The following is a 21,682-nucleotide window of genomic DNA, read 5'->3' as shown; positions in this document are numbered from 1 at the left end:
ACACTCCTCTTAATGCCGCGAAAAGACCCCGCCCCGGACCGGGTCCGAAATGGGGTTTTCACGCACACAATAAACCTTTATTTATCCAGCAGGGCCGCCACCCCGGGCAATTCCTTGCCCTCCAAAAACTTGAGCGATGCACCGCCGCCGGTGGATATATGTGTAATTCTACCGGCCACCCCGGCCTTTTCCACCGCGGCTGCCGAATCACCGCCGCCGATGACGGTGACCGCATTGCTGTCCGCCAGTGCCCGGGCAATACCTATGGTGCCCCGGGCAAAGGGTTCCATTTCAAACACACCCAGAGGACCGTTCCATACCACGGTGGCAGCCCCTTTTAGCCGGTCACCGAACTGCTGCACCGTTTCCGGCCCTATATCCAAGATCATGTCGTCCCCGGGCACAGCATTTACCGGCACCACCCGGAAAGACGCGTCTGGTGAAGCCGCCGGGGCCACCACCACGTCCACGGGCAGCAACATTTCCACACCCTTTTCCCGGGCCCTTTGCAGCAACTGCCCGGCCAGTTCAACCTTATCCGGCTCCAAAAGTGATTTGCCTGTTTCATAACCGGCGGCCTTGAGAAAAGTGTTGGCCATGCCGCCGCCGATTAAAAGCGCATCCACCCTGGTCAAAAGATTATCAATAACACCAATTTTATCTGAAACCTTGGCCCCGCCCATAATAGCCACAAAGGGACGGCTGGGCGAGCCCAGCACCTGGCCCAGCATGGTAATTTCCTTTTCCATCAGGAAACCGGCCACCGCAGGGAGCAGCTGTGCCACGCCCTGGTTGGAGGCGTGGGCCCGGTGGGCCGTGCCAAAGGCATCGTTGACCAGCAAATCGCCCAGCGCTGCCAGCTGGCGAGCGAAACCGGCCTCGTTTTTTTCCTCTCCGGGATGGAACCGCAGGTTCTCCAGCAGCAGCACATCGCCTTCCCCTAATTCATCCACCGCCTGCTGTACCTGCTCGCCAATACAATCATCCACTTTACGTACCGGGGCCCCCAGCAACTGCTCCAGGCGAGCGGCGACGGCGTCCAACCGGTAGCTGTCATTTACCTGCCCCTTGGGCCTGCCCAGGTGTGACATCAATATTACCCTGGCCTTTTCCCCGGTCAGGTATTTGATGGTGGGCAGTGCCGCCTTGATACGGGTATCGTCGGTTACATGGCCCTCCTTATCCAGAGGCACGTTGAAATCCACCCGCACCAGCACCCGTTTGCCGGAAACATCCACATCCCGGACGGTCTTTTTGGCCATAAGATCCCCCCTACGGAAATGTTAACCACAACTTAAGATATGAATATATTATAATCCCTTTTTAGCAATGTATTCTACCAAATCCACCACCCGGTTGGAGTACCCCCATTCGTTGTCATACCAGGCCAGCACCTTCACCATATCATCCTGAATCACCATGGTGGAAAGGGCGTCCACAACGGAAGAATGGGGATCACCGGTATAGTCGATGGAAACCAGCGGCAGTTCACTGTAACCCAGTATCCCTTTTAATTCACCTTCCGCCGCCTCCTTCAAGGCCGCGTTAACCTCTTCCCGGGTTACCTTTTTCTCCAATTGCACCACCAGGTCCACCAGGGAAACATTGGGGGTGGGCACCCGCATGGCCATACCGTTCAGCCTGCCTGCCAGCTCGGGCAATACCACCGCCACCGCCCGGGCCGCTCCGGTGGTGGTGGGAATAATGGAACTGAATGCCGCCCTGCTGCGGCGCAAATCCTTGCTGGGCATATCCAGAATCTGCTGGTTGTTGGTCACCGCATGCACCGTGGTCATCAGCCCCTTGACAATGCCGAACTTGTTCAGCAGCACTTTGGCCACAGGGGCCAGGCAGTTGGTGGTGCAGGAGGCATTGCTCACCACGTTATGTACGGCGGGATCATACTTGTCTTCATTAACCCCCATCACCAGCGTCAAGCAATCCCCCTTGGCGGGCGCTGATATAACCACCTTTTTCGCCCCGGCCGCCAGGTGAGCCGCCGCCTTCTCAGGGTCGTTGAACTTGCCGGTTGATTCCACCACAATATCCACACCCAGTTCTCCCCAGGGCAGCGCACCGGGATCTCCTTCGGACAGTACCTTGAACTGCTGGCCGTTTACATCAATAATATCGTCATAACCTTTTATATCGTCATCCAGCTTGCCGTGTATGGAATCATATTTCAGCGTGTGGGCAAGGGAGCTGGCAAAAACATCGTTAACCGGCAGCCTGCGGGATTTGTGATTAACGGCCACCACCTCAATTTCCGGGTGGCGCAGCGCTGCTCTCAGCACTAAACGTCCAATTCTACCAAAGCCGTTAATCCCCAACTTCACCGTCATTATTACCACCACTCCTTTTATTTAGTATACCTTAGTAGCTGTTATCCAAATAAATATGTTATACTCTATTCGCTAATTAATAAATTGTTTCCTTCTTTTTTGTATACAGAATATAAAAAAAAGAGAACCGCCCGGCGGTTCTCCCAAATAAAATCAATAGCGTTTTCTTTTTCTGATGGGCGGTATATTCAGTTCATCCCGGTATTTAGCCACTGTGCGCCGGGAAATTTTTATCCCGCGCCGGTTGAATATATCCGCGATCTGCTGGTCGTTTAACGGTTTTTTGGCGTCTTCACCATTGACTATTTCCTGCAATGTTTTTTTAATGCTTTCGGCGGAAACAGCTGAACCGCCCAGATTACTCAAACCGGAAGAAAAAAAGTACTTCATTTCAAAAACGCCCTGGGGAGTCTGGATATACTTGTTGGCAGTGGCCCGGGATACGGTGGATTCATGCAAGCCCACAATATCGGCCACTGTTTTAAGATTCAGCGGCTTTAAAAATTTAACACCGTAATCCAGAAAATCCCGCTGCAAGTCAACCAGGCACTTGGTGACCTTGTACAGGGTCAGGCGGCGCTGTTCAATGCTCTTAATCAACCAAGCCGCGGCGTTCAGTTTGTGTTCCACAAATTTTTTGGTATTATTGTCCCCCTTATCCTGCCCCAGCACAGCACGATAAGTGTTGTTGATGGTCAAACGGGGCAGGGAATTGTCATTGGTAATGATTACATATTCCCCGTCCACTTTGTTTAATATAATATCGGGCACAATATAACGGTTATCGTTGGAACTGCTGAAGTTTCGCCCGGGTTTGGGGTCCAGGGTTTTCAGCAGATCGGCCACCCGTTGAATCTCCTGCACCGGTACACCCAGCAGTTGGGCCATACGGCTGAACTTACCGTCGGCCAGATCCAACAGGTGTCTTTCCACCACTACGTTAACCAGCGGGTCCTCAAGACCCAGGTAATTCAACTGCAGCTGCAGGCACTCCTGCAGTGAGCGGGCCCCCACCCCGGGTGGATCAAAGGATTGCACAACCCGCAATGCATCCAGCACTTCACCGGGTGCCTCCTGCATCTGGTTAGCTATCTCGTCAATTGGACAACCAAGATAACCGTTATCGTTAATATTACCAATAATATACTCGGCAATGGCCTTCTTGCGTTTGTTGCATTTCACCAAACCAAGCTGCTGAAGCAAATGTTCCATCAGATTCGGCGCGCGGGTGACAAATTGCTCGTAACTGCATTCATTTTGTTCCCGCTGCACTTCGGAACGGGGCATGCCCAGGTCACTGCTGTCGTGAAAATAATCCTGCCAATCAATGTCATATTCCCTTTCCCCCGCGCCTGTTTCACCGGGCGGTTTATCTGTTTCCGTTCTTTCAAAGTCTTCCTCCCTGACTTCCAGCAAGGGATTCTCCTGAAGCTGCTGCTGCACGTACATGTCCAGTTCCAGGGAAGAAAGTTGCAAAACAGTAATGGCCTGGCGCAATTCGGGTGTCATTATTAATTTTTGAGTTTGCACGATGTTAAGACCGTAGCCCATGCGCATAGCCGGATACTCCTCCCAATTAATTGTAATATTTAAAATTCTTTTACTATATTATTCTACATTCATTAGCAAAAATCCTGCCTATAAATTTATTATCCATATATATTCAGTTAATTACCAGGGAATTACCAACAACACCCTCTCCCGGCAGCTAGAATTCCGGCGGCAGGTCACCAGCCCGCAGTTTTTCCGCCATCCGGTCCAGCTTGCGCAAACGGTGATTAACTCCCGATTTGCCCAGCGGCGGGTTGGCCATCTCCCCCAGTTCCTTCAAACTGGCATCGGGGAATTTCATGCGCAGTTCGGCAATTTCCCGCAGCCCGCCCGGCAGTTTATCCAGACCGATGACCCGGGCCACCAGGGCAATACTTTCCGTTTGGCGCAGGGAAGCATCCACTGTTTTGTTTAAATTGGCGGTTTCACAGTTGACCAGCCGGTTCACCTGGTTTCGCATATCCTTAAATATCCTGGTATTCTCAAATTCCAGCAGCGCCGAATGGGCACCCATGATGTTCAAACACTCCACAATTTGATCGCTGTCCTTTAAATACACCACATACCATGCCTTACGCCGGCTGACTTTGGCAGACAGGTTAAATTCCTGCAGCAAATGACAGATGCTGGCGGCATGCTCTTCTTTGCTAGTAATAATTTCCATATGGTAATTCCCCTCCGGGCTGTTGACCGACCCACCACCCAGGAAGGCGCCGCGCAAATAGGCGCGGCGGCAGTAATCACAGCGCAGCAACTCCCGCTGTATACCTTCCTGCAAAGACCAGTCGGAATTTACCAACCCCAGTTGCCCCAGCATGGCCGCCAGGCCCTCCCGGGGCGGTATGCGCACCCAATAGACATTATTTTTGCGCAGGCGCACCTTTCTTCTCACCAGCACCTGGGCCTGCACACCAAAAAGCTCTTTAAAAAGTTTGAATAATTTACGGGCCACGGCGGCATTATGGTTGAAAATATTCAGGGATACCTGCCGCCCGTTGAGCTGCAAAGAGCCATCCATTTTGATCAGGGCACCCAGTTCAGCCATTTTACAACACTGCCGGGTATCAATCACCCTGGCCAGCTCATTTTTAGTCAGCGTGGAAAAACTCAGCTCGGCCACCGCCTTCCCCAACTTTTCAAAACATAATACAATAGCCCGCAATTATTGTTTTATATTCTCCGCCACCGTTCGCTCCAGTGCACCGGCCAGTAAATCTTCTACGTCCAGCGCCTTTTCCGCCTCCAGCACCTGGTCCGGGCGTGGCCTGGTGGCCGGGTGTTTGGGCAAAAATAAAGTGCAGCAGTCCTCATAGGGCAGCACCGAGGTTTCATAGGTGCCTATAACCTTTGCCCGGCTGATAATCTCGTGTTTATCCATACCAACCAGCGGGCGCAGCACTGGAATGTCTATTACCTGGTTGATCACCCGCATGCTCTCCAGCGTTTGGCTGGCCACCTGCCCCACACTTTCCCCGGTTACCAGCGCCAGCGCACCCGCATCCTCCGCTATCCGCGCCGCCAGGCGAAACATCATGCGCCGCATGATGGTCACCCGCAATTCCTCTGGACAGCTTCTCTGAATTTCCTTTTGGATATCGGTAAAGTGCACCACGTGTAACGTAATCTGGGCGGTGTACCCGGTGAGAATGCGGCACAGGTCACGCACCTTTTCCAGGGATTTTTCACCGGTAAAGGGGAAGCTATGAAAATGTACCGCTTCAATTTCAATGCCCCGCTTCATGGCCATCCAGCCAGCCACTGGACTGTCAATACCCCCGGAAAGCAGCAGCAACGCCTTGCCGCTGGCCCCCACGGGCAGGCCGCCCACCCCCGGTATATCATCAGCATAAACAAAGGCATTTTGCTCGCGAATCTCCACCCGCACCTTGATCCGGGGCGTATGCACGTCCACCTGTAATCCCGGAAAATTATCCAGTAGATAAGCGCCCACCAGCCCGTTTATCTCCGGAGAGGTACGGGGGAATTGTTTGTTGGAACGCCTGGCTTCCACTTTGAAGGTCAGCGGTTCCCCAACGGCCATTTGTACCCGGGCTGCAGCATCCTTCAAAACAGCCAGCGCCCCGTCACAAATGGCCTGCTCGGTAAGGGGCAGGCGCAGCGCCGGGCTGATACCCACAATACCGAATACCTTGCTTAATTTGCCTATTATCCGGGCGGGATCGGCATCGCTTTCCACCAATATGCGGCCATACACCCTCTGCACCCGGGCAAACCCCATACCCAGCGCCCGGCTGATATTGCCCATCAACCGGCGCTCAAAGGCCGGCCTGTTTTTACCCTTCAAACCGATTTCCCCGTAACGAATCATATATGTATTATACATAGCCCATCGTTCCTTTCTATTTGTACAGGGCGTATAATTCCCGTACCGCCGCCACTGTTTGCTCCACCGCGTAATCAATTTCCTCCGCCGTGTTAAGTGCCGACAAGCTGAACCGGATCGCCCCTTCCAACTGCTCCCCTTTGACCCCCATCGCCTTTAACACATGGCTGCCCGGGTTTTTCCGGCTGGCACAGGCCGACCCGGTGGACACGTAAACACCCTGTCCCTCCAGCCAGTGCAGCAATATCTCCCCCCGCAGCCCCGGGAAGGACAGGTTGGCAATATGCGGGGCGCAGCGCGGGTTGCCCTGCTCGCAGGGGGGGCCGTTTAATACAGCGCCGGGCACAGCAGCCAGAATACCCTCCACCAGCCTTTTCTTCAGGGCAAATAATCTTTGCGCCCCCTCCGGCCCCTGGCGGGTAATTTCCGCAGCAGCCGCGCCGAAGCCGGTGATACCAGGGGTATTTTCAGTACCCGAGCGCCAGCCGTTCTCCTGGCCGCCACCGGCCAACAGCGGCTGCAGCCTGGTACGGGGTGCAACGTATAAAGCCCCCACCCCCTTGGGGCCATGGGCTTTGTGGGCACTCACCGACAGCAAATCCACCCCCAGTTCCCCGGGCCTCGTGGGCAGTTTGCCGTAAGCCTGCACTGCATCCACATGCCACACCGGCCTGTGCCCGGCCCGGCGGAAATCAGCCAGCACCCCAGCAATTTCATCCAGTGGTTGCACCGCCCCCACCTCATTGTTCACGTACATCACCGATACCAGGTAAGTGTCATCCCGCAGCGCCGACCGCAGCTGTTGGGGATCCACCACCCCCTGCCCGTCCACGGGCAGCACCGTCACCTCAATACCCTGCTCTTTTAATTGAGCACAGGCGTTTAAAACAGCGGGATGCTCCACCGCCGTGGTTATCACATGCCGGCCCTTCCGGCCGGGCGGGGTTCCTTTGATGGCCAAATTAATTGCCTCGGTGCCCCCGCCGGTGAACACAATTTGGCCGGGATCCGCCCCCAGGCTGGCCGCCACCGCTTCCCTGGCCCGGCTTAGCAGCCGCCCGGCCTCCACCCCTTTACGGTGCAGCGAAGAAGGGTTTCCGTAATATTCTTCCATAGCCTCCACCACGGCCCGGACCACCCCGGGATAAGGACGGGTGGTGGCACTGTTATCCAGGTATACTTCCTGCTTTGTCATGCTGCCCACTTCCTCAAAAGTTCTGATCAACCATACCGCTTTTCATATTATTTCATAGTATACCGCAAAGCAAACAGCGTCAACAGCCAAGTACCGTTAGATCCGGCAAATACAAAAGACACCGGAAAGTCACCCCGGTGCCTTTAGGTTTATCAGCACATATCCCCGGGGCCGGTATTAACCGGCCGGACACGACTGTGGAATTATTTTTCTTTATATCATTGTTGCGCCGGTCCACCCGTTTACGACGCCGCGCTGTCCCGCTTGCCGGCGGTTTTTTCCGCCCCCAGATAATTGTCCATATAAACCACCCGCTCGGGATGGCGGCGGTCACCGTACATCAGATTAATCACCATATGGGCCAACCGGTCGGAATGGTGGCGCACCACTTCACCCTCCTGCACCAGCCTGCCATAAACCGGTGTCACCCCCATATCCATAATGGTTTTTATATCGGCTTCAACCGGTTCCGCGCCCTCCTTCCGGTAGCGTTCCGCCAGCCGGGCCGGGATACCGGCCGTATTGACAATTACATAATCAATTATATCACCGGCGTGTTCAATAATGGCCTGTAAATGACGGGAAGCTGTATAGCCATCGGTTTCACCGGGTTGGGTCATAACATTGCAAACGTAAATCTTGGGCGCCCGGGAACGGGCTATGGCCTCGGGAACACCCTGCACCATCAGCCCGGGTAAAATACTGGTATAAAGGCTGCCCGGCCCCATAATAATGGCATCGGCCTCTTCAATGGCCCGGAGCACCTCTTCGGTGGGGCGGCAGTTGCCCGGTTCCAAAAACACCCGCTTAATTTTTTTGCCGCTCTCCGGTATCTTGGATTCCCCGCACACCACCGAGCCGTCCTCCATTTCAGCACATAACCGGACATCATCCAAAGTAACGGGCAGAACCCTCCCCCGCACCGCCAGCACCCGGCTGAACCCGCGCACCGCCTTATCAAAGCCGCCGCTGATACCGCACAGGGCCGCCAGCAACAGATTGCCCATATTATGCCCTTTCAGTTCACCGGCCGGAAAACGGTATTGGAGAAGTTCCTCCATCAAGGGTTCCCGGTCGGCCAGGGCCACCAGGCAGTTGCGCACGTCCCCTGGGGGCAGTATACCCAGATCGCCCCGCAGCCGGCCCGAGCTGCCCCCGTCATCGGCCACCGTAACAATGGCCGTTAAATTGCCGGTATATTGTTTCAGGCCCCGGAGTAAAACCGGTATTCCCGTACCGCCCCCGATAACCGCCACCCGCGGCCCCTTTTCCAGGCAACGTCTTTTATAAACCACATCCACCAGCCTGCGCCGGCCGGGCATAACGGCATTTAACACCGAATCCAGCGCCCGGCGCAGCCCGTAAACCAGTAAAACAGCTCCCCCGGATATGAGCAAAATACCCGGCAGCAGCAAAGTGCTCCGGCTGGTAATGCCTTCAAACGCCCTTCCCAACAGCAAAAGCGAAAACGGGAAAAAAGAGAAGACCGCCAGCACCACACCGGTCGATAACAGCACCCCCCCCAACAGCGCCAGGAAAAGCCAGCGTTTAACAAACATACCCGGATACAACCACTTCGTCATCCTTTAAACGCCTCCCTGTATCTTTCCCATTAATTTTAACCAACCCGGCCAATATCCCTGTGACTCACCGTCACCTTAAACTCCTTATCCCGCAGTATTTCACCCAATCGATTGGCCAGTGCCACCGAGCGGTGCATGCCGCCGGTACAGCCGATGGCGATCATCAACGTGGTTTTACCTTCCTTTATGTAACAGGGGATCAAAAATTCCACCAAATCCGTAAATTTCTCCATAAAAGCTGTGGTAACCGGTGAGTTAAAGACAAAATCACGCACCACCGGTTCATTACCGGACAAGGAGCGCAGCACCGGGTCATAGTATGGATTGGGCAGGAAACGCACGTCAATTACCAGATCGCTGTCCAGGGGAATACCATATTTGAAACCAAATGAAATAACTGTAACCAGTAGCTGGGAATTTTCCGCATCGCCGCTGAACAAGTCCACCAGCTTTTCCTTGAGCTGCTGGGGCTTGAAATTGGAGGTATCTATAATTTTATGCGCCCGGCCCCTTATTTCTTCCAGCAGCACCCGCTCTTCACGGATATTGCGCAGCACCTCACCGTCCGTACCCAGGGGATGGCGGCGGCGCGACTCCTTGTAACGCCGCACCAGCACCTCATCCGAGGCCTCCAGGAAAAGCACCTCGTAATGAATACCGCCCCGCTCCAGTTGATCCAGCACCTCGGTCAGGTCCCGGAAGAATTCCCCGCCCCGTATATCCACCACCAATGCTATATTATTAATATTGCGGTTGGTTTGTGCGCACAATTCGGCAAACTTGGGAATCAAAGTGGGCGGCAGATTATCCACGCAAAAATAGCCCAAATCCTCAAAACAACGCAGTGCCTGGGTTTTCCCGGCACCGGATATACCCGTAACAATAACCATATGTGCAGACAACGGACTCCCGCCCTTTCTTTTGCTAACTCGCTGCTGTGACAAAGAAGTCTACCCCCCAAACACCGGCGCACCTGGCATGTAATACACTTATTATTCACTTTATAATACGTTTTTTGCCCCACCAAATCAGTTCTACGTGATTTTGCCCCTTACCCCGGCCGAATAGCATTTAACACCTGTTCCGGCGGTACCCGGTACTTGTCCAGCAGCCGGGCACCAACATCCAGTGCTCCCACGCTGGCGGGTAAATGGGCATCACTGTTCACCACCAGGGGCGCCCCCCGGCGCAGCGCCGCCTGTACCACCGCATCCCGGTCATAGTGATGCCCGGTGTTGATCTCCATGGCGCAACCCGTGGCGGCACAGGCCCGGGCCACCCGGTCCAAATCCACCGCCATCACCAGGTCGGGATGGGTGATAAAAGTCAGCGGGTTATTCTGTACCGCGGCCACCAGCGCCATGGTATTGACCTGGCGCATCCTTTCCCTTAGCCACCCCCAGGTCTTGCCCAGCCGGTTGGGCAGTATCCAGGTCAGCGTTCTCCACCATGGCCGGCACCATACCTGGGGGTGCAGGCCGGCGGCCAGTACATCCAGCTCGGGAATCAATTCCGCGGGCACATCCAGCTCACCCCGCAGGGAAATCACATTAGCTTCGGCCCCCACCAGCACCCGAACAGCGTACCGCCGGGATAGCCTGGCCGCCTGCGCCTTTAACTCCCGGTATACCCCGGCATCCCGGACACCGATAAACATGCCCCGGGGTCCATGGTCCGTGATGGCCACCTCCCGGAGACCGCGCCGGGCCGCCGCCGCCACCATTTCCTCCGGCGTCCCACGCCCATCGCTGTAACGGGTATGCACATGCCAATCAGCAAACAGCCGCATAGCATCATTACTCCGTTTTTAATCTAAAGAGCTTGTTCGAAAAGCAAGCTCTGGTGAGCACCGCAAGAACCGGCTAACCCGGGGATTATTAGTGACTTGCGCACGGGCCTTTCGAACAGCCCCTTGTTGCATTGCATTCTAAAGCCGTAATATTTTTTACACCCTCATCATAAATATAACTGTTCTTACCAATCTTATGCAAAAGAACTCAAATTCCTGCTTGTGTGCCTTTAAAAAATATGGAAAAGCAGTTATACTATATTTGGCAATGAACACCAATTCAGGTAATTATCATAATTATTCTATCATCAATTCTCATTTATATCCCATATCCCACCCAACACCTGGCGTTAACTACCCCGGCCAGGGACATACTAAACCTGACTTTTTAAAAAGGATGTGATTAAAATGCAAGAACTGCTCAATATTGACATAGGTCACCTGCTAAGCCGGCAGGATCATGCCGATTTCATCTCGCCGGCGGAATTTGAAAACTTCGCCCCCCGGTACGGACAGGCATTTGAAGAATTTCAGGCTGTGCTGAGGGATAAAAAATCACCCATCACCCTCTCCTTCGGCGAAGAGGCGGCCATCCCCCGGATAAAGGAGTTGGCCCGGGAACTGGGCGAAAAATATGACAACGTGCTGCTGCTGGGCATCGGCGGTTCGGCTCTGGGCGCCCGGGCCGTGCTGCAGTTTTTGCACGGCCCCTTTTACAACCTGGAACAACATTCCCACCCCCGGCTGTTTATTTTGGATAATCTGGATCCCGTACTGGTCAACAAGGCGGTGGGGGTTATTGACATGGCCAGAACCGCCATCATCTATACCAGCAAGTCGGGTTCCACCCCCGAAACGGCGGCCCAGTTTATTTATTTTTACAACAGATATAAAGAAGCCGGCGGCCGCCTGGAAGATATCGTGATCATCTGTGACCCCGGCGACAACGGCATCAACCATATCGCCCGGCAACTGAACTGCCGGCTGCTGCACATCCCCCGGGACCTGCCCGGGCGGTATTCGGTTTTATCCTCGGTGGGCTTTCTTCCCGCCGAAGTCACCGGCACGGACAGCGCCCGCCTGCTGGCCGGTGCGGCCACGGCACACCAATCCATCGCGGACACCCCGCTGCAGCAAAACGCCCTCTTTGCCCTGGGCACCTGCCTCTATGAACTGGCGGTAAAGGGTAAATCCATCCACGTGCTGTTCAACTACAGCAGCATGCTGTATGAATTTGGTTTATGGTTTGTGCAGTTATGGGCCGAAAGCCTGGGCAAAAGATTATCCCTGGACGGCAAAGAAATTCACGCCGGCACCACCCCCCTGGCCAGCCTGGGGGCCACGGACCAGCACTCCATACTGCAGTTGTTTAAAGAAGGCCCCGCCGACAAAGTGCTGGGATTTGTAACCATAGAGAACCAGCCCGTGGATATCACCCTGCCCGAAGCATTCCCCGGGGAAAAGGAATACGCCTACTTCACCGGCCACACCATGGGCCGGCAACTGAGCATAGAGCAGCTGGCCACCGAAATGACCCTGGTGGGAGCGGGCAAACCCTGCTACCGGGTCACCCTGCGGGAAATATCCCCCGAGGTACTGGGCGCACTGTTTTATTTCTACGAAGCACTGGTGGTATACACAGGCCGGTTGTGGAACATCAACCCCTTCGACCAGCCCGGCGTGGAAGAGGGCAAAAACATCACCTACGCCCTGATGGGCCGGCAGGACTACAGCCAAAAACGCCCCGCCTACCAAGAAGCAGTGTCCCGCTACCAAAAAGAAGGGGTCAGGCTTAAAGTTTAATAAACTTATCAACACTAATCGACATTATCTGCACACAGTACACACAGTTATCACGGGTCACCGGCGCCGGCACACCCGGCCAGCCCCGTGCCTGCACCGGTGACGGCACCACCATGCTTACCCGGTGCCGTTATTCGCCGGTGTTCGCCAGTGCACCGCCGCTGCCCGCCGGCCCGGAAAAAATTTGCTGCTCCGGGCGGCTTTTTTTTATTGACAAATTGGCAAAATAAGAGTATTGTTATAAAAATGGAAGGAATATTCCGTCTGTATTTAAACCAATACCACCCACCTGCAAGGAGCGATGTCCAACATCATGGGACCTGTCAAGTCGGAAAAGGTTATCAGCCAAATGGAGGAAAAAAGACAGAATATTCTGAGCTGCGCGGTGAAGATATTTGTCCAAAAGGGTTACATGAATACCCCGGTGCGCGATATTATCGATGCCTCGGGTTATGGCACCAGTACCTTTTACCGTTACTTCAAAGACAAGGAAGACCTGCTGAATACATTGCTGTTGGATTTTCTGGATCACATTATCGACCAGGTAAACCGTTACTTCAAACAGGAACAGGATGTACACAAGCGTTTTGTGGAAAGCAAGCGGGTAATTATGGAGGTTTTTGCCCAAAACCCCGAGCTGTCTGAAATTTACAGCCGGGTGGCGGGACTGAGCGAAGCGGTGGATAAAATTTTAAAAGAGTTTGACGACAGGTATCTCTGGTTCGTGCACCAAAACATTGCCTACGGAATAAAGCACGGGTATTTCAAAGATCTCCCCCTTGACCCCATCTGCCATTCCATACTGGCCATGATCAAATACGCAGTTCACAAGTGGGTGGTTCTAAAGGAAATATCCAGCACGGAAATGATTGAAATGGTGGTGGATTTTCACCGTTGTCTGGGGGAAGGACTTTATGCACCCCATGCCCCTTCGGGCAACTGACTATATTACAAATCTTCATCCCGGGCGCTAAAGACCGGATGCCCCCTGTATATTTTAATAAAACAGTAAAGAAGGTTTGGTCTATGTTAATTCCAAATGCCATTGATAACATAACCAACACCGAAAATTACGCGGACTGTTTAGGTAGCCGGTATCAAGCCGTTGCTACCTCCAGGGGAGAAGTGGTTATCCGGGGACCGGTGACGGGAGAAATATTAAACCGCATGCGGCTCAGCGGGCGGATGGACAGTTTTCGTCCACCGGCGGCGCAGCTGCGGTCCCTGGTGTATATCACCGGCCTGCCCCGCGGGCTGGTATATGTGGCCCATAATAATGACACCATTGTGGGTTATGTCACCTTTCACCCGCCGGATAGTTGCTCCTGCTGGCACAGTCACCCCGGGATTATTGAGATGGGCGGCATCGAGGTGGCCAGGGAATGGAGAAGCCACCACGTGGCCAGCACACTTCTGCAATTCATTTTCCACGACGAATTCTGGGAAGACTTTATCGTCATCGGCCTGGAATGTTTCCGCAACTGGGATCTGCAAAGCAGCGGTTTAAACGTGTGGCAATACCGGAGCATGATGGATAGGCTGATCCGGCAGGTCAACTTTTACCCCTGTTTTACCAGATTGTATGATGTCCTGGATCACCCCGCCAATGCACTGGTGGCCCGGCGCGGCACCCGCGTCAACCCGGATGACTGGCAACTATTCAAAACAATCGCCCGGGGTCAGGCTTAAAGTTTATTAAACTTATCGACATGAGTCGATACTAATCGGCAACATCAGACGACAATATCTACCACGGAAACAGGCTGCCCGGTACAGCCCGTTTCTTGCACATGCAACGCTTCTTTAAAAGTGCCGCATCAAAAATTGCGGCACTTTTGTTACGGATAATCACCCGGCTAAAATAAACTTCTCCACCACCTCGGCCACCCCGCATTCATCATTGGAGCGGCAGACGTAATCCGCCCGCTCCTTGATTTCCGGCCGGGCATTGCCCACCACCACACCTAAACCGGCATAATCCAGCATTTCCAGGTCATTGTAACCGTCCCCCACCGCAATAATCTCCTCCCGGGCCACGCCATAGTACCCGGCCACCGCTGCCAGGGCATCGCCCTTGTTGCCCAGCGGGTGGGAAAACTCCAGAAAATTGGGTTTGGATTTGGTAATATGTAGTTTATCCCCGAACAGGGGCTGCACCTCGGCAAGCAAATTATCAATCAATTCCTCCCGGGCAACCACCACTATTTTGGTGGGGTCCTGGCCGCGCTCCCGGAGAAAGGCTGTTAGATCCCCCACCTCTTCCATGGGAATGCGGGAAATGGCGGTATAAAGGTCGCTTTCCCTGGTCCGCCGGGCTATGTATGGCGTGTCATCCAGGTATATATTGATATGATAACCATACCGTTCAACCAACTGGATCACTTCCCGGGCCAAATCCAGGGGTACCGGGCGGTGAAACAAAACATCACCGGTCACCGAATGCTTCACCAGCGCCCCCTGGTAAGTCATTAAATAATCCTCAACCCCCAACTCCCGGGCGTAGGGCAGCGCCGAGCAAAACATCCGCCCCGTGGCCAGGGTCACCCGCACCCCGGCCCGCCGGGCTTGCTCAACGGCCCGGCGGGAACCTCCGGGCACCGTTAAACGGGAATCCAGCAGGGTATCGTCCAGGTCGACGGCCAATAATTTGTATTTGCAGTTGCTCAATTTACAAGCCTGGTTTCCAAAACAACAGCACATTCGCTGCGTGTACCTTGCCGCGCTTTAGCGCGGGGCATTACGTCGAGGGGTTAAATCTAAACTAAACCCCATGCCAGCGGCTGTTTTCCGTAAGGCTGCCGGGAAACCAGGCTTTACACCCCCTTTTTTGGTTGTTTTTAAAACGGCAACCGGGAAGGTTTGCATCCCTTAGCCCCTCTATCATAACCCGATTCAGGGGACTGCCGCTTCTGTAAGCGGAAGGGGTTTTCACTCCCGGAAAAAATCGTACACCGCCCGGGCCGCCCGGTGGTTCATCCCCGGTATTGCGGCCAGCTCTTCCACTGCGGCGGCTTTGATTTTTTCCACCGAGCCGAAGGCCTTGAGCAGTTCCCGGCGGCGCACCGCACCGATACCCTCAATTTCCTCCAGCATGGATTTGAGATTGCGCTTGCCCCGCAGGTTGCGGTGATAAGTGACGGCGAACCGGTGCGCTTCGTCCCGCAGCCGCTGCAACATTTTCAAAGCCGGGGCGTCTCCGGGCAAACGCACGGGCTCGGATCGGCCGGGCAGGAAGATCAATTCCTCCTCCTTGGCCAGCCCGCAAACGGGTATATGCCCGCAGCCCTGTTCCTCCATGGCCGCCACCGCCGAGGAAAGCTGTCCCTTGCCGCCGTCCACCACCAGCAAATCCGGAAACCGGTGGAATTTGGCGTCCCGGCCCGACATCTGCCCGGTGTTCACCAGTTCCCGCTCCTCCCGGCCCCGGGCCAGACGCCGGTTCAACACCTCCCGCATCGAAGCAAAGTCATCCGGCCCGGTGACGGTTTTTATTTTAAACCGCCGGTACTGTTGGGGCGCCGGTTTACCCTCCTCGAACACCACCATGGAGGCCACCGGTTCGGCGCCCTGGATGTTGGATATGTCATAGCACTCCATGCGCAGGGGCGGCCCCTTTAAACCCAGGGCGGCGGCCAATTGCTCCAAAGCCTTCTGCAGTTCATCCTTCCGGGCCGCCCGCCCGGACTCCACCTCCTGCAGCACCAGCAGGGCATTACGGCCCGCCAGGTCCACCAGTCGCTTTTTATCCCCCCGCCGGGGCCGGGCTATATAAACCCGCCCGCCCCGCTTCTCGGAAAGCCAGTGTTCCAGCACCTCTATCTCCCCGCTCAAAATATCCTCCACCAGCACCTCCCGGGGGATAAACTCGGCCTGCAGGTAATATTGTTTAATGAACCCGGTAATAACCTCATCCCGGCCCATATCCCCGGTGCCGTCCACCATAAAGTGCTCCCGCCCGATAAGCTTGCCGCCCCGCACGAAGAACACCATTACACAGGCTTCATCCCGGCCCCGGGCCATGGCCAGCACATCCCGGTCGTTTAAGTCGGCAGCCACTATCTTCTGCCGCTCCATCACCTTCTCCACGGCCTGCAGTTGATCCCGCAACTCCGCAGCCCGCTCAAACTCCAGGGCGGATGCCGCCTCTTCCATACGCCGGCGCAGCGAGTGTACCAAATCCTCCTGCTTGCCCTCCAGGAACTGCAGCACCCCGTCCACCACCTGGCGATACTCCTGGGGAGTGACCAGATTGCAGCAGGGCCCCAGGCAGCGCTTGATATGCTGGTTAAGGCAGGGCCGGCTGCGGGGCGCCAGCACCTTTTGCTTACAGGTGCGCAGCGGGAAAATCCGCTTCAACAGTCGCAACGTTTCGTGCACCGCCCCCACCTGGGTGTAGGGGCCGAAATAACGGGCTCCGTCCTTGACCACCCGCCGGGTAATAAACACCCTGGGGAATTGCTCGCTGGTGGTTACCTTGATGTAGGGGTAACTTTTATCGTCCTTGAGAAAGATATTATACCGGGGACGGTGCTCCTTGATTAAATTGGATTCCAGGATCAGGGCCTCCACCTCGGAATCGGTGGTGATATACTCGAAATCCCTGGCCCGCTCCATCATGGCCCGCACCTTGGGCTGGCGCTGCGCTGCCGTGGTAAAGTAAGAACGCACCCGGTTTTTCAGCGATACCGCCTTGCCCACGTATATAATTTGCCCCCCGCCATCCCGAAACAGGTATACCCCCGGGCTCTCGGGCAGTTGAGCCAGTTTATCCTTCATTCCAGCACCTTCTCTTCCCCCTCTTTACCCTACCTTAAGCCTGACCCCTTAAAAAGCGGGCGGTGTGGGAGGTGGTGGACTGGGCCACCTCCTCGGGGGTGCCGGTGGCCACAACTTCGCCCCCCCGGTGGCCGCCCTCGGGGCCCAGGTCGATGATGTAGTCGGCGGTTTTGATCACGTCCAGGTTGTGCTCAATCACCAGCACGGTGTCTCCGGCGTCCACCAGGCGGTGCAGTACGTTGAGCAGCCGGTGGATGTCGGCGATATGCAGGCCGGTGGTGGGCTCGTCCAGGATGTACAGCGTTTTGCCGTTGGAGCGCCGGGACAGCTCAGTGGCCAGCTTGACCCGCTGGGCCTCACCGCCGGACAGCTCCGTGGCGGGCTGGCCCAGGCGGATGTACCCCAGCCCCACATCAAACAATGTCTGCAGCTTGCGCTTGATCTTTGGCAGATGCTGGAAAAATTCCAGGGCCTGCTCCACCGTCATATTCAGCACGTCGGCAATGGTTTTGCCCTTGTACCTGACCTCCAGTGTCTCCCGGTTATACCGCTTGCCCTTGCACACCTCGCAGGGCACGTACACATCGGGCAAAAAGTGCATTTCTATTTTAATAATCCCGTCCCCCCGGCAGGCCTCGCACCGGCCCCCCTTGACGTTGAAGCTGAACCGCCCCGGCTTGTAGCCCCGGGCCCGGGCTTCGGGGGTTTGGGAGTACAGATCCCGGATATCGGTAAACACCCCGGTGTATGTGGCCGGGTTGGAGCGGGGCGTGCGCCCGATGGGCGCCTGGTTCACATCGATCACCTTGTCCAGGTGCTCCAGGCCCCGGATTTCCCGGCAAGCCCCGGGCTTGGCCTTGGCCCGGTGCAGCTCCTGGGCCAGCTTTTTATATAAAATCTCATTCACCAGGGTGCTTTTGCCCGAACCCGATACCCCGGTGACACAGATAAACAGTCCCAGGGGAAAGGTCACGTCGATATTTTTCAAGTTATGCTCGACGGCCCCCACCACGGTAATCGATTTACCGTTGGGCTGCCGGCGCGCCGCGGGCACCGGGATAAACTTTTTACCGCTCAAATACTGGCCTGTAATGGATTCGGGTGCTTCCATGATATCCTGCACCGTGCCGCAGGCCACCAAACGGCCGCCGTGCTCCCCGGCACCGGGCCCGATGTCGATAATGTGATCCGCAGCATAGATGGTCTCCTCGTCGTGTTCCACCACAATCAGCGTATTGCCCAAATCCCGCAGCCGCTCCAAAGCATCCAACAGCCGCCGGTTATCCCGCTGGTGCAGCCCGATGCTGGGCTCGTCCAAAATATACAGTACCCCCACCAGCCCGCTGCCAATCTGGGTGGCCAGCCGGATACGCTGGGCCTCCCCGCCGGACAGCGTACCCGCAGCCCGGTCCAAAGTCAGGTAATCCAAGCCCACGTTGATCAAAAACCCCAGCCGGGCATCAATTTCCTTTAATACCTGCCGGGCAATGAACCGCTCCCGCTCGCTCAATTCCAGCTCCTGCAAAAAGCCGCGCAACTCCAGCACCGGCATGGCGGCCACCTGGTTGATGGACAGCCCGCCCACCTTCACCGCCAGCGCCTCGGGCTTGAGCCGCGCCCCGCGGCACACGGGGCAGGGGCGGGTGCTCATATACTGCTCGATTTCCTCCCGCATGTAATCCGAGTTGGTTTCCCGGTAACGGCGGTTCAGGTTGTTCATTACCCCCTCGAAGGGCAACCGGTAGCTGTGTTCCATACCCATTGAATTGATCAAAGTCAGTTTGATAATCTCCTTGCCGGTACCATACAATAGCTTGTCCAAATGGGCCGGGTCCATCTCCCCCACCGGGGTGTCCAGGTCAAACCCGTAATGCCGGGCCACAGCCTCCAGGTAACGCATACCGTTTAAACTTTTCATCCAGGGTTCAATGGCCCCCTGGTGCACCGACAAGCTTTTGTCGGGTATCACCAAATCCGGGTCCAACTCCATTTTAAACCCCAGCCCGGTGCATTCCGGGCAGGCTCCGAAGGGGCTGTTGAAGGAAAACAGCCGCGGAGCAATTTCGCTGATACTGATACCGCAATCGGTACAGGCAAAGTTTTCGCTGAATACAATTTCCTCCCCGTCCACCACGGCAGCCACGGCCAGCCCGGCCCCGTGTTTGAGGGCGGTCTCCAGCGAGTCGGCCAGCCGCTTGGCCGAGCCCGGGCGGATCACCACCCGGTCTACCACGATTTCAATAGTGTGCTTTTTATTTTTATCCAGTTTGATTTCCTCATTAACATCCAGCACTGCGCCGTCCACCCGCACCCGGACGAACCCCTCCCGGCGGATTCCCTCCAGCAGCTTGACATGCTCGCCCTTTTTGCCCCGCACCACCGGGGCTAAAAGCTGTAGCCGGGTTCCCTCGGGCATGGCCAGCAGCTGATCCACAATTTGCTGCACCGTTTGCCGGGTAATGGGCTTGCCGCATTTGGGACAGTGGGGCCGACCGGCCCGGGCGAAGAGCAGCCGCAGGTAATCGTAAATTTCGGTGACAGTACCCACGGTGGAGCGGGGATTATGGCTGGTGGTCTTCTGGTCAATGGAAATGGCCGGAGACAGCCCCTCGATATAATCCACATCGGGCTTGCTCATCTGCCCCAAAAACTGCCGGGCGTAGGCCGACAGCGACTCCACATAACGGCGCTGGCCCTCGGCGTAAATGGTATCAAAGGCCAGGGAGGACTTGCCCGACCCCGACAACCCGGTGATCACCACCAGCTTGTCCCGGGGTATTTCCACGTTGATATTCTTCAGGTTATGGGCGCGGGCGCCCCGGACCACAATTTTGTCCTGCATAAAAAGCCTCCGTACATATAAAAATCACCCGGCCCGCCAGGCGGGTTAAATGATTTGTCAACCTGCCCGGGCGCAATGGGTCGATAAAAAAAATAATCTCTAGAACATTTTACTACATCAAATTATGCAGTGTTATGGTACAATTAGTAAACATAACATTTGATGTATCAATGATTATAACACTGGGCCGGCTAAAAAGGGCAAATACCACCGGTCATTTGTATAATATATTAAGCGGAGGGACTGTAAAAGGCATGTTAGCCAGGGAATGCATTCCATATTTAGCTCTTTTAGCATTACTGAGCCTGATTCTATATATCCTTAAACCCTTATTAGCCATTCCACCGTTGCTGGTACTACTATTTGTCATATTCTTTTTCCGCAATCCCCCCAGGCAAATTACTCCCAATGCCAATCATATTCTATCCGCGGCCGACGGCACGGTACAATCCATCCAAGAAATCCAAGAGGACACTTTTATCAAAGGCAGGGCGATAAAAATAAGCGTATTTTTATCCCTCTTCAATGTACACATCAACCGGAGCCCGCTGAGCGGTAGAATCACCTACACCTCATACAGGCCGGGCAAATACCTGCCCGCCTTTAAAAGTCATGCATCCGAAATTAACGAAAGAAACACCCTGGGTATAGAAAACGAGTACACCAAGGTGCTGGTCCACCAAATCACCGGCTTTGTGGCCAGGCGCATCGTATTTTACAATCGAAAAGGTGACTACCTGGAGCAGGGGCAGGTTTTCGGGCTGATTAAATTCGGCTCCTGCACGGAAATAATTGTACCGGCCAGCACCCAAATAACGGTGCAAACCGGCCAGAAGGTACAGGCGGGGATAACTGTAATAGGAGTTGTTAAAAAATGATTAATGATAACGATAATTCGCCCATAACCCAACTGCCTAACGCTTTAACCCTGTGCAACATTACCATGGGTTTAAGTTCCATTATAACCGCTTCCTTCGGTAATTTTACCCTGGCCGGGCTATTGATCATCATCGGCGCCATCTTTGACCGCCTGGACGGCCATGTGGCCCGCAAATACCGGGTAACCAGCGAAATGGGCAAACAACTGGATTCACTGGCCGATGTGATAACCTTCGGTTTGGCCCCGGCCATCAGTATTTTTCTGCTCAGTTTCACCGATACCATTGTCCTGGGCTTTTTCATGACGGTAATATTTGTTACCTGCGGCGCCTACAGGCTGGCCCGCTTTAATATCCTGAACTATCAAGACGTGTTTGTCGGCATGCCCATAACCGCGGCCGGGTTTTTACTGGCCCTGCTGACTTTGTTTCAGACTCAAATGGTCATTATTCATCCCTATTTGACGGCGGTGGGCATGCTGCTGTTAAGTTACCTGATGGTTTGTAAACGGGAAATTAAAAAGGTTTGATATTCGAAAAAGGGTATCATCCCTTTAGAGTGCTGTGCCATCGCGAAGG

The 21,682-nt window shown here is 55.0% G+C and carries 17 protein-coding genes; 5 read left to right on the top strand and 12 right to left on the bottom strand.

The window, feature by feature from the left end; translation table 11 throughout:
• Positions 1-77 precede the first annotated feature (77 nt).
• The 9 genes from LX24_RS10445 to LX24_RS10405 all read right to left on the bottom strand — a co-directional run bounded on the left by LX24_RS10445 (position 78) and on the right by LX24_RS10405 (position 10,804).
• Positions 78-1,262 carry a phosphoglycerate kinase gene (locus LX24_RS10445; protein ID WP_166512099.1) on the bottom strand — a complete coding sequence of 395 codons (1,185 nt, stop codon included), beginning with the start codon at positions 1,260-1,262 and terminating at the stop codon, positions 78-80.
• Between the two features lie 48 nt (positions 1,263-1,310).
• Positions 1,311-2,342 carry a type I glyceraldehyde-3-phosphate dehydrogenase gene (gene gap, locus LX24_RS10440; RefSeq protein ID WP_166512098.1) on the bottom strand — a complete coding sequence of 344 codons (1,032 nt, stop codon included), beginning with the start codon at positions 2,340-2,342 and terminating at the stop codon, positions 1,311-1,313.
• 153 nt (positions 2,343-2,495) lie between these two features.
• Complete coding sequence (gene rpoN, locus LX24_RS10435) at positions 2,496-3,899, bottom strand: RNA polymerase factor sigma-54 (protein WP_166512097.1); 1,404 nt, start codon at positions 3,897-3,899, stop codon at positions 2,496-2,498.
• 151 nt (positions 3,900-4,050) lie between these two features.
• Positions 4,051-5,004, bottom strand: coding sequence for a DNA-binding protein WhiA (gene whiA / locus LX24_RS10430; RefSeq protein ID WP_166512131.1), 954 nt, complete (start codon positions 5,002-5,004; stop codon positions 4,051-4,053).
• A gap of 51 nt (positions 5,005-5,055) precedes the next feature.
• Entirely contained in the window at positions 5,056-6,237 is a 1,182-nt protein-coding gene (gene thiI, locus LX24_RS10425; RefSeq protein WP_166512096.1) for a tRNA uracil 4-sulfurtransferase ThiI, read from the bottom strand.
• Between the two features lie 16 nt (positions 6,238-6,253).
• On the bottom strand, positions 6,254-7,432 hold the full coding sequence (locus tag LX24_RS10420; protein WP_166512095.1) for a cysteine desulfurase family protein: 1,179 nt from the start codon (positions 7,430-7,432) through the stop codon (positions 6,254-6,256).
• A gap of 242 nt (positions 7,433-7,674) precedes the next feature.
• Positions 7,675-9,015 (bottom strand): gluconeogenesis factor YvcK family protein, encoded by a 1,341-nt coding sequence (locus tag LX24_RS10415; RefSeq protein ID WP_243131704.1) that lies wholly within the window; start codon positions 9,013-9,015, stop codon positions 7,675-7,677.
• Positions 9,016-9,050: 35 nt separating this feature from the next.
• Positions 9,051-9,905 (bottom strand): RNase adapter RapZ, encoded by an 855-nt coding sequence (rapZ, locus tag LX24_RS10410; protein ID WP_166512129.1) that lies wholly within the window; start codon positions 9,903-9,905, stop codon positions 9,051-9,053.
• Between the two features lie 161 nt (positions 9,906-10,066).
• A complete protein-coding gene (locus tag LX24_RS10405; RefSeq protein ID WP_166512094.1) occupies positions 10,067-10,804 on the bottom strand; it encodes a PHP domain-containing protein in 738 nt (245 codons plus the stop codon).
• Between the two features lie 408 nt (positions 10,805-11,212).
• Between LX24_RS10405 and LX24_RS10400 the strand changes: the two genes are divergently transcribed.
• The 3 genes from LX24_RS10400 to LX24_RS10390 all read left to right on the top strand — a co-directional run bounded on the left by LX24_RS10400 (position 11,213) and on the right by LX24_RS10390 (position 14,296).
• Positions 11,213-12,607 carry a glucose-6-phosphate isomerase gene (locus LX24_RS10400; RefSeq protein ID WP_166512093.1) on the top strand — a complete coding sequence of 465 codons (1,395 nt, stop codon included), beginning with the start codon at positions 11,213-11,215 and terminating at the stop codon, positions 12,605-12,607.
• A gap of 301 nt (positions 12,608-12,908) precedes the next feature.
• Positions 12,909-13,550: a TetR/AcrR family transcriptional regulator gene (locus LX24_RS10395; protein ID WP_243131703.1), complete on the top strand. Its 642-nt coding sequence runs from the start codon at positions 12,909-12,911 to the stop codon at positions 13,548-13,550.
• Between the two features lie 83 nt (positions 13,551-13,633).
• Positions 13,634-14,296 carry a GNAT family N-acetyltransferase gene (locus LX24_RS10390; protein ID WP_166512092.1) on the top strand — a complete coding sequence of 221 codons (663 nt, stop codon included), beginning with the start codon at positions 13,634-13,636 and terminating at the stop codon, positions 14,294-14,296.
• Between the two features lie 159 nt (positions 14,297-14,455).
• Here LX24_RS10390 and LX24_RS10385 read toward each other — a convergent pair whose 3' ends face one another.
• The 3 genes from LX24_RS10385 to uvrA form a co-directional block, all read right to left on the bottom strand.
• On the bottom strand, positions 14,456-15,274 hold the full coding sequence (locus LX24_RS10385) for a Cof-type HAD-IIB family hydrolase (protein WP_243131702.1): 819 nt from the start codon (positions 15,272-15,274) through the stop codon (positions 14,456-14,458).
• 261 nt (positions 15,275-15,535) lie between these two features.
• Positions 15,536-17,383: an excinuclease ABC subunit UvrC gene (uvrC, locus tag LX24_RS10380; RefSeq protein ID WP_166512090.1), complete on the bottom strand. Its 1,848-nt coding sequence runs from the start codon at positions 17,381-17,383 to the stop codon at positions 15,536-15,538.
• 34 nt (positions 17,384-17,417) lie between these two features.
• Positions 17,418-20,225, bottom strand: coding sequence for an excinuclease ABC subunit UvrA (gene uvrA, locus LX24_RS10375; RefSeq protein ID WP_166512089.1), 2,808 nt, complete (start codon positions 20,223-20,225; stop codon positions 17,418-17,420).
• Positions 20,226-20,479: 254 nt separating this feature from the next.
• On the opposite strand from uvrA, the gene LX24_RS10370 reads away from it, so the two are divergent.
• Positions 20,480-21,103 (top strand): phosphatidylserine decarboxylase family protein, encoded by a 624-nt coding sequence (locus LX24_RS10370; RefSeq protein WP_166512088.1) that lies wholly within the window; start codon positions 20,480-20,482, stop codon positions 21,101-21,103.
• A complete protein-coding gene (gene pssA, locus LX24_RS10365; RefSeq protein WP_166512087.1) occupies positions 21,100-21,633 on the top strand; it encodes a CDP-diacylglycerol--serine O-phosphatidyltransferase in 534 nt (177 codons plus the stop codon). The genes LX24_RS10370 and pssA overlap by 4 nt, the downstream gene beginning before the upstream one ends.
• Positions 21,634-21,682 lie beyond the last annotated feature (49 nt).

It is taken from the genome of Desulfallas thermosapovorans DSM 6562 (genome assembly GCF_008124625.1).
In the GTDB taxonomy this organism is placed as follows: domain Bacteria; phylum Bacillota; class Desulfotomaculia; order Desulfotomaculales; family Desulfallaceae; genus Sporotomaculum; species Sporotomaculum thermosapovorans.
The sequence above is the reverse complement of the archived record's forward strand: the minus strand, read 5'-3'. Positions and strand labels throughout refer to the sequence as shown.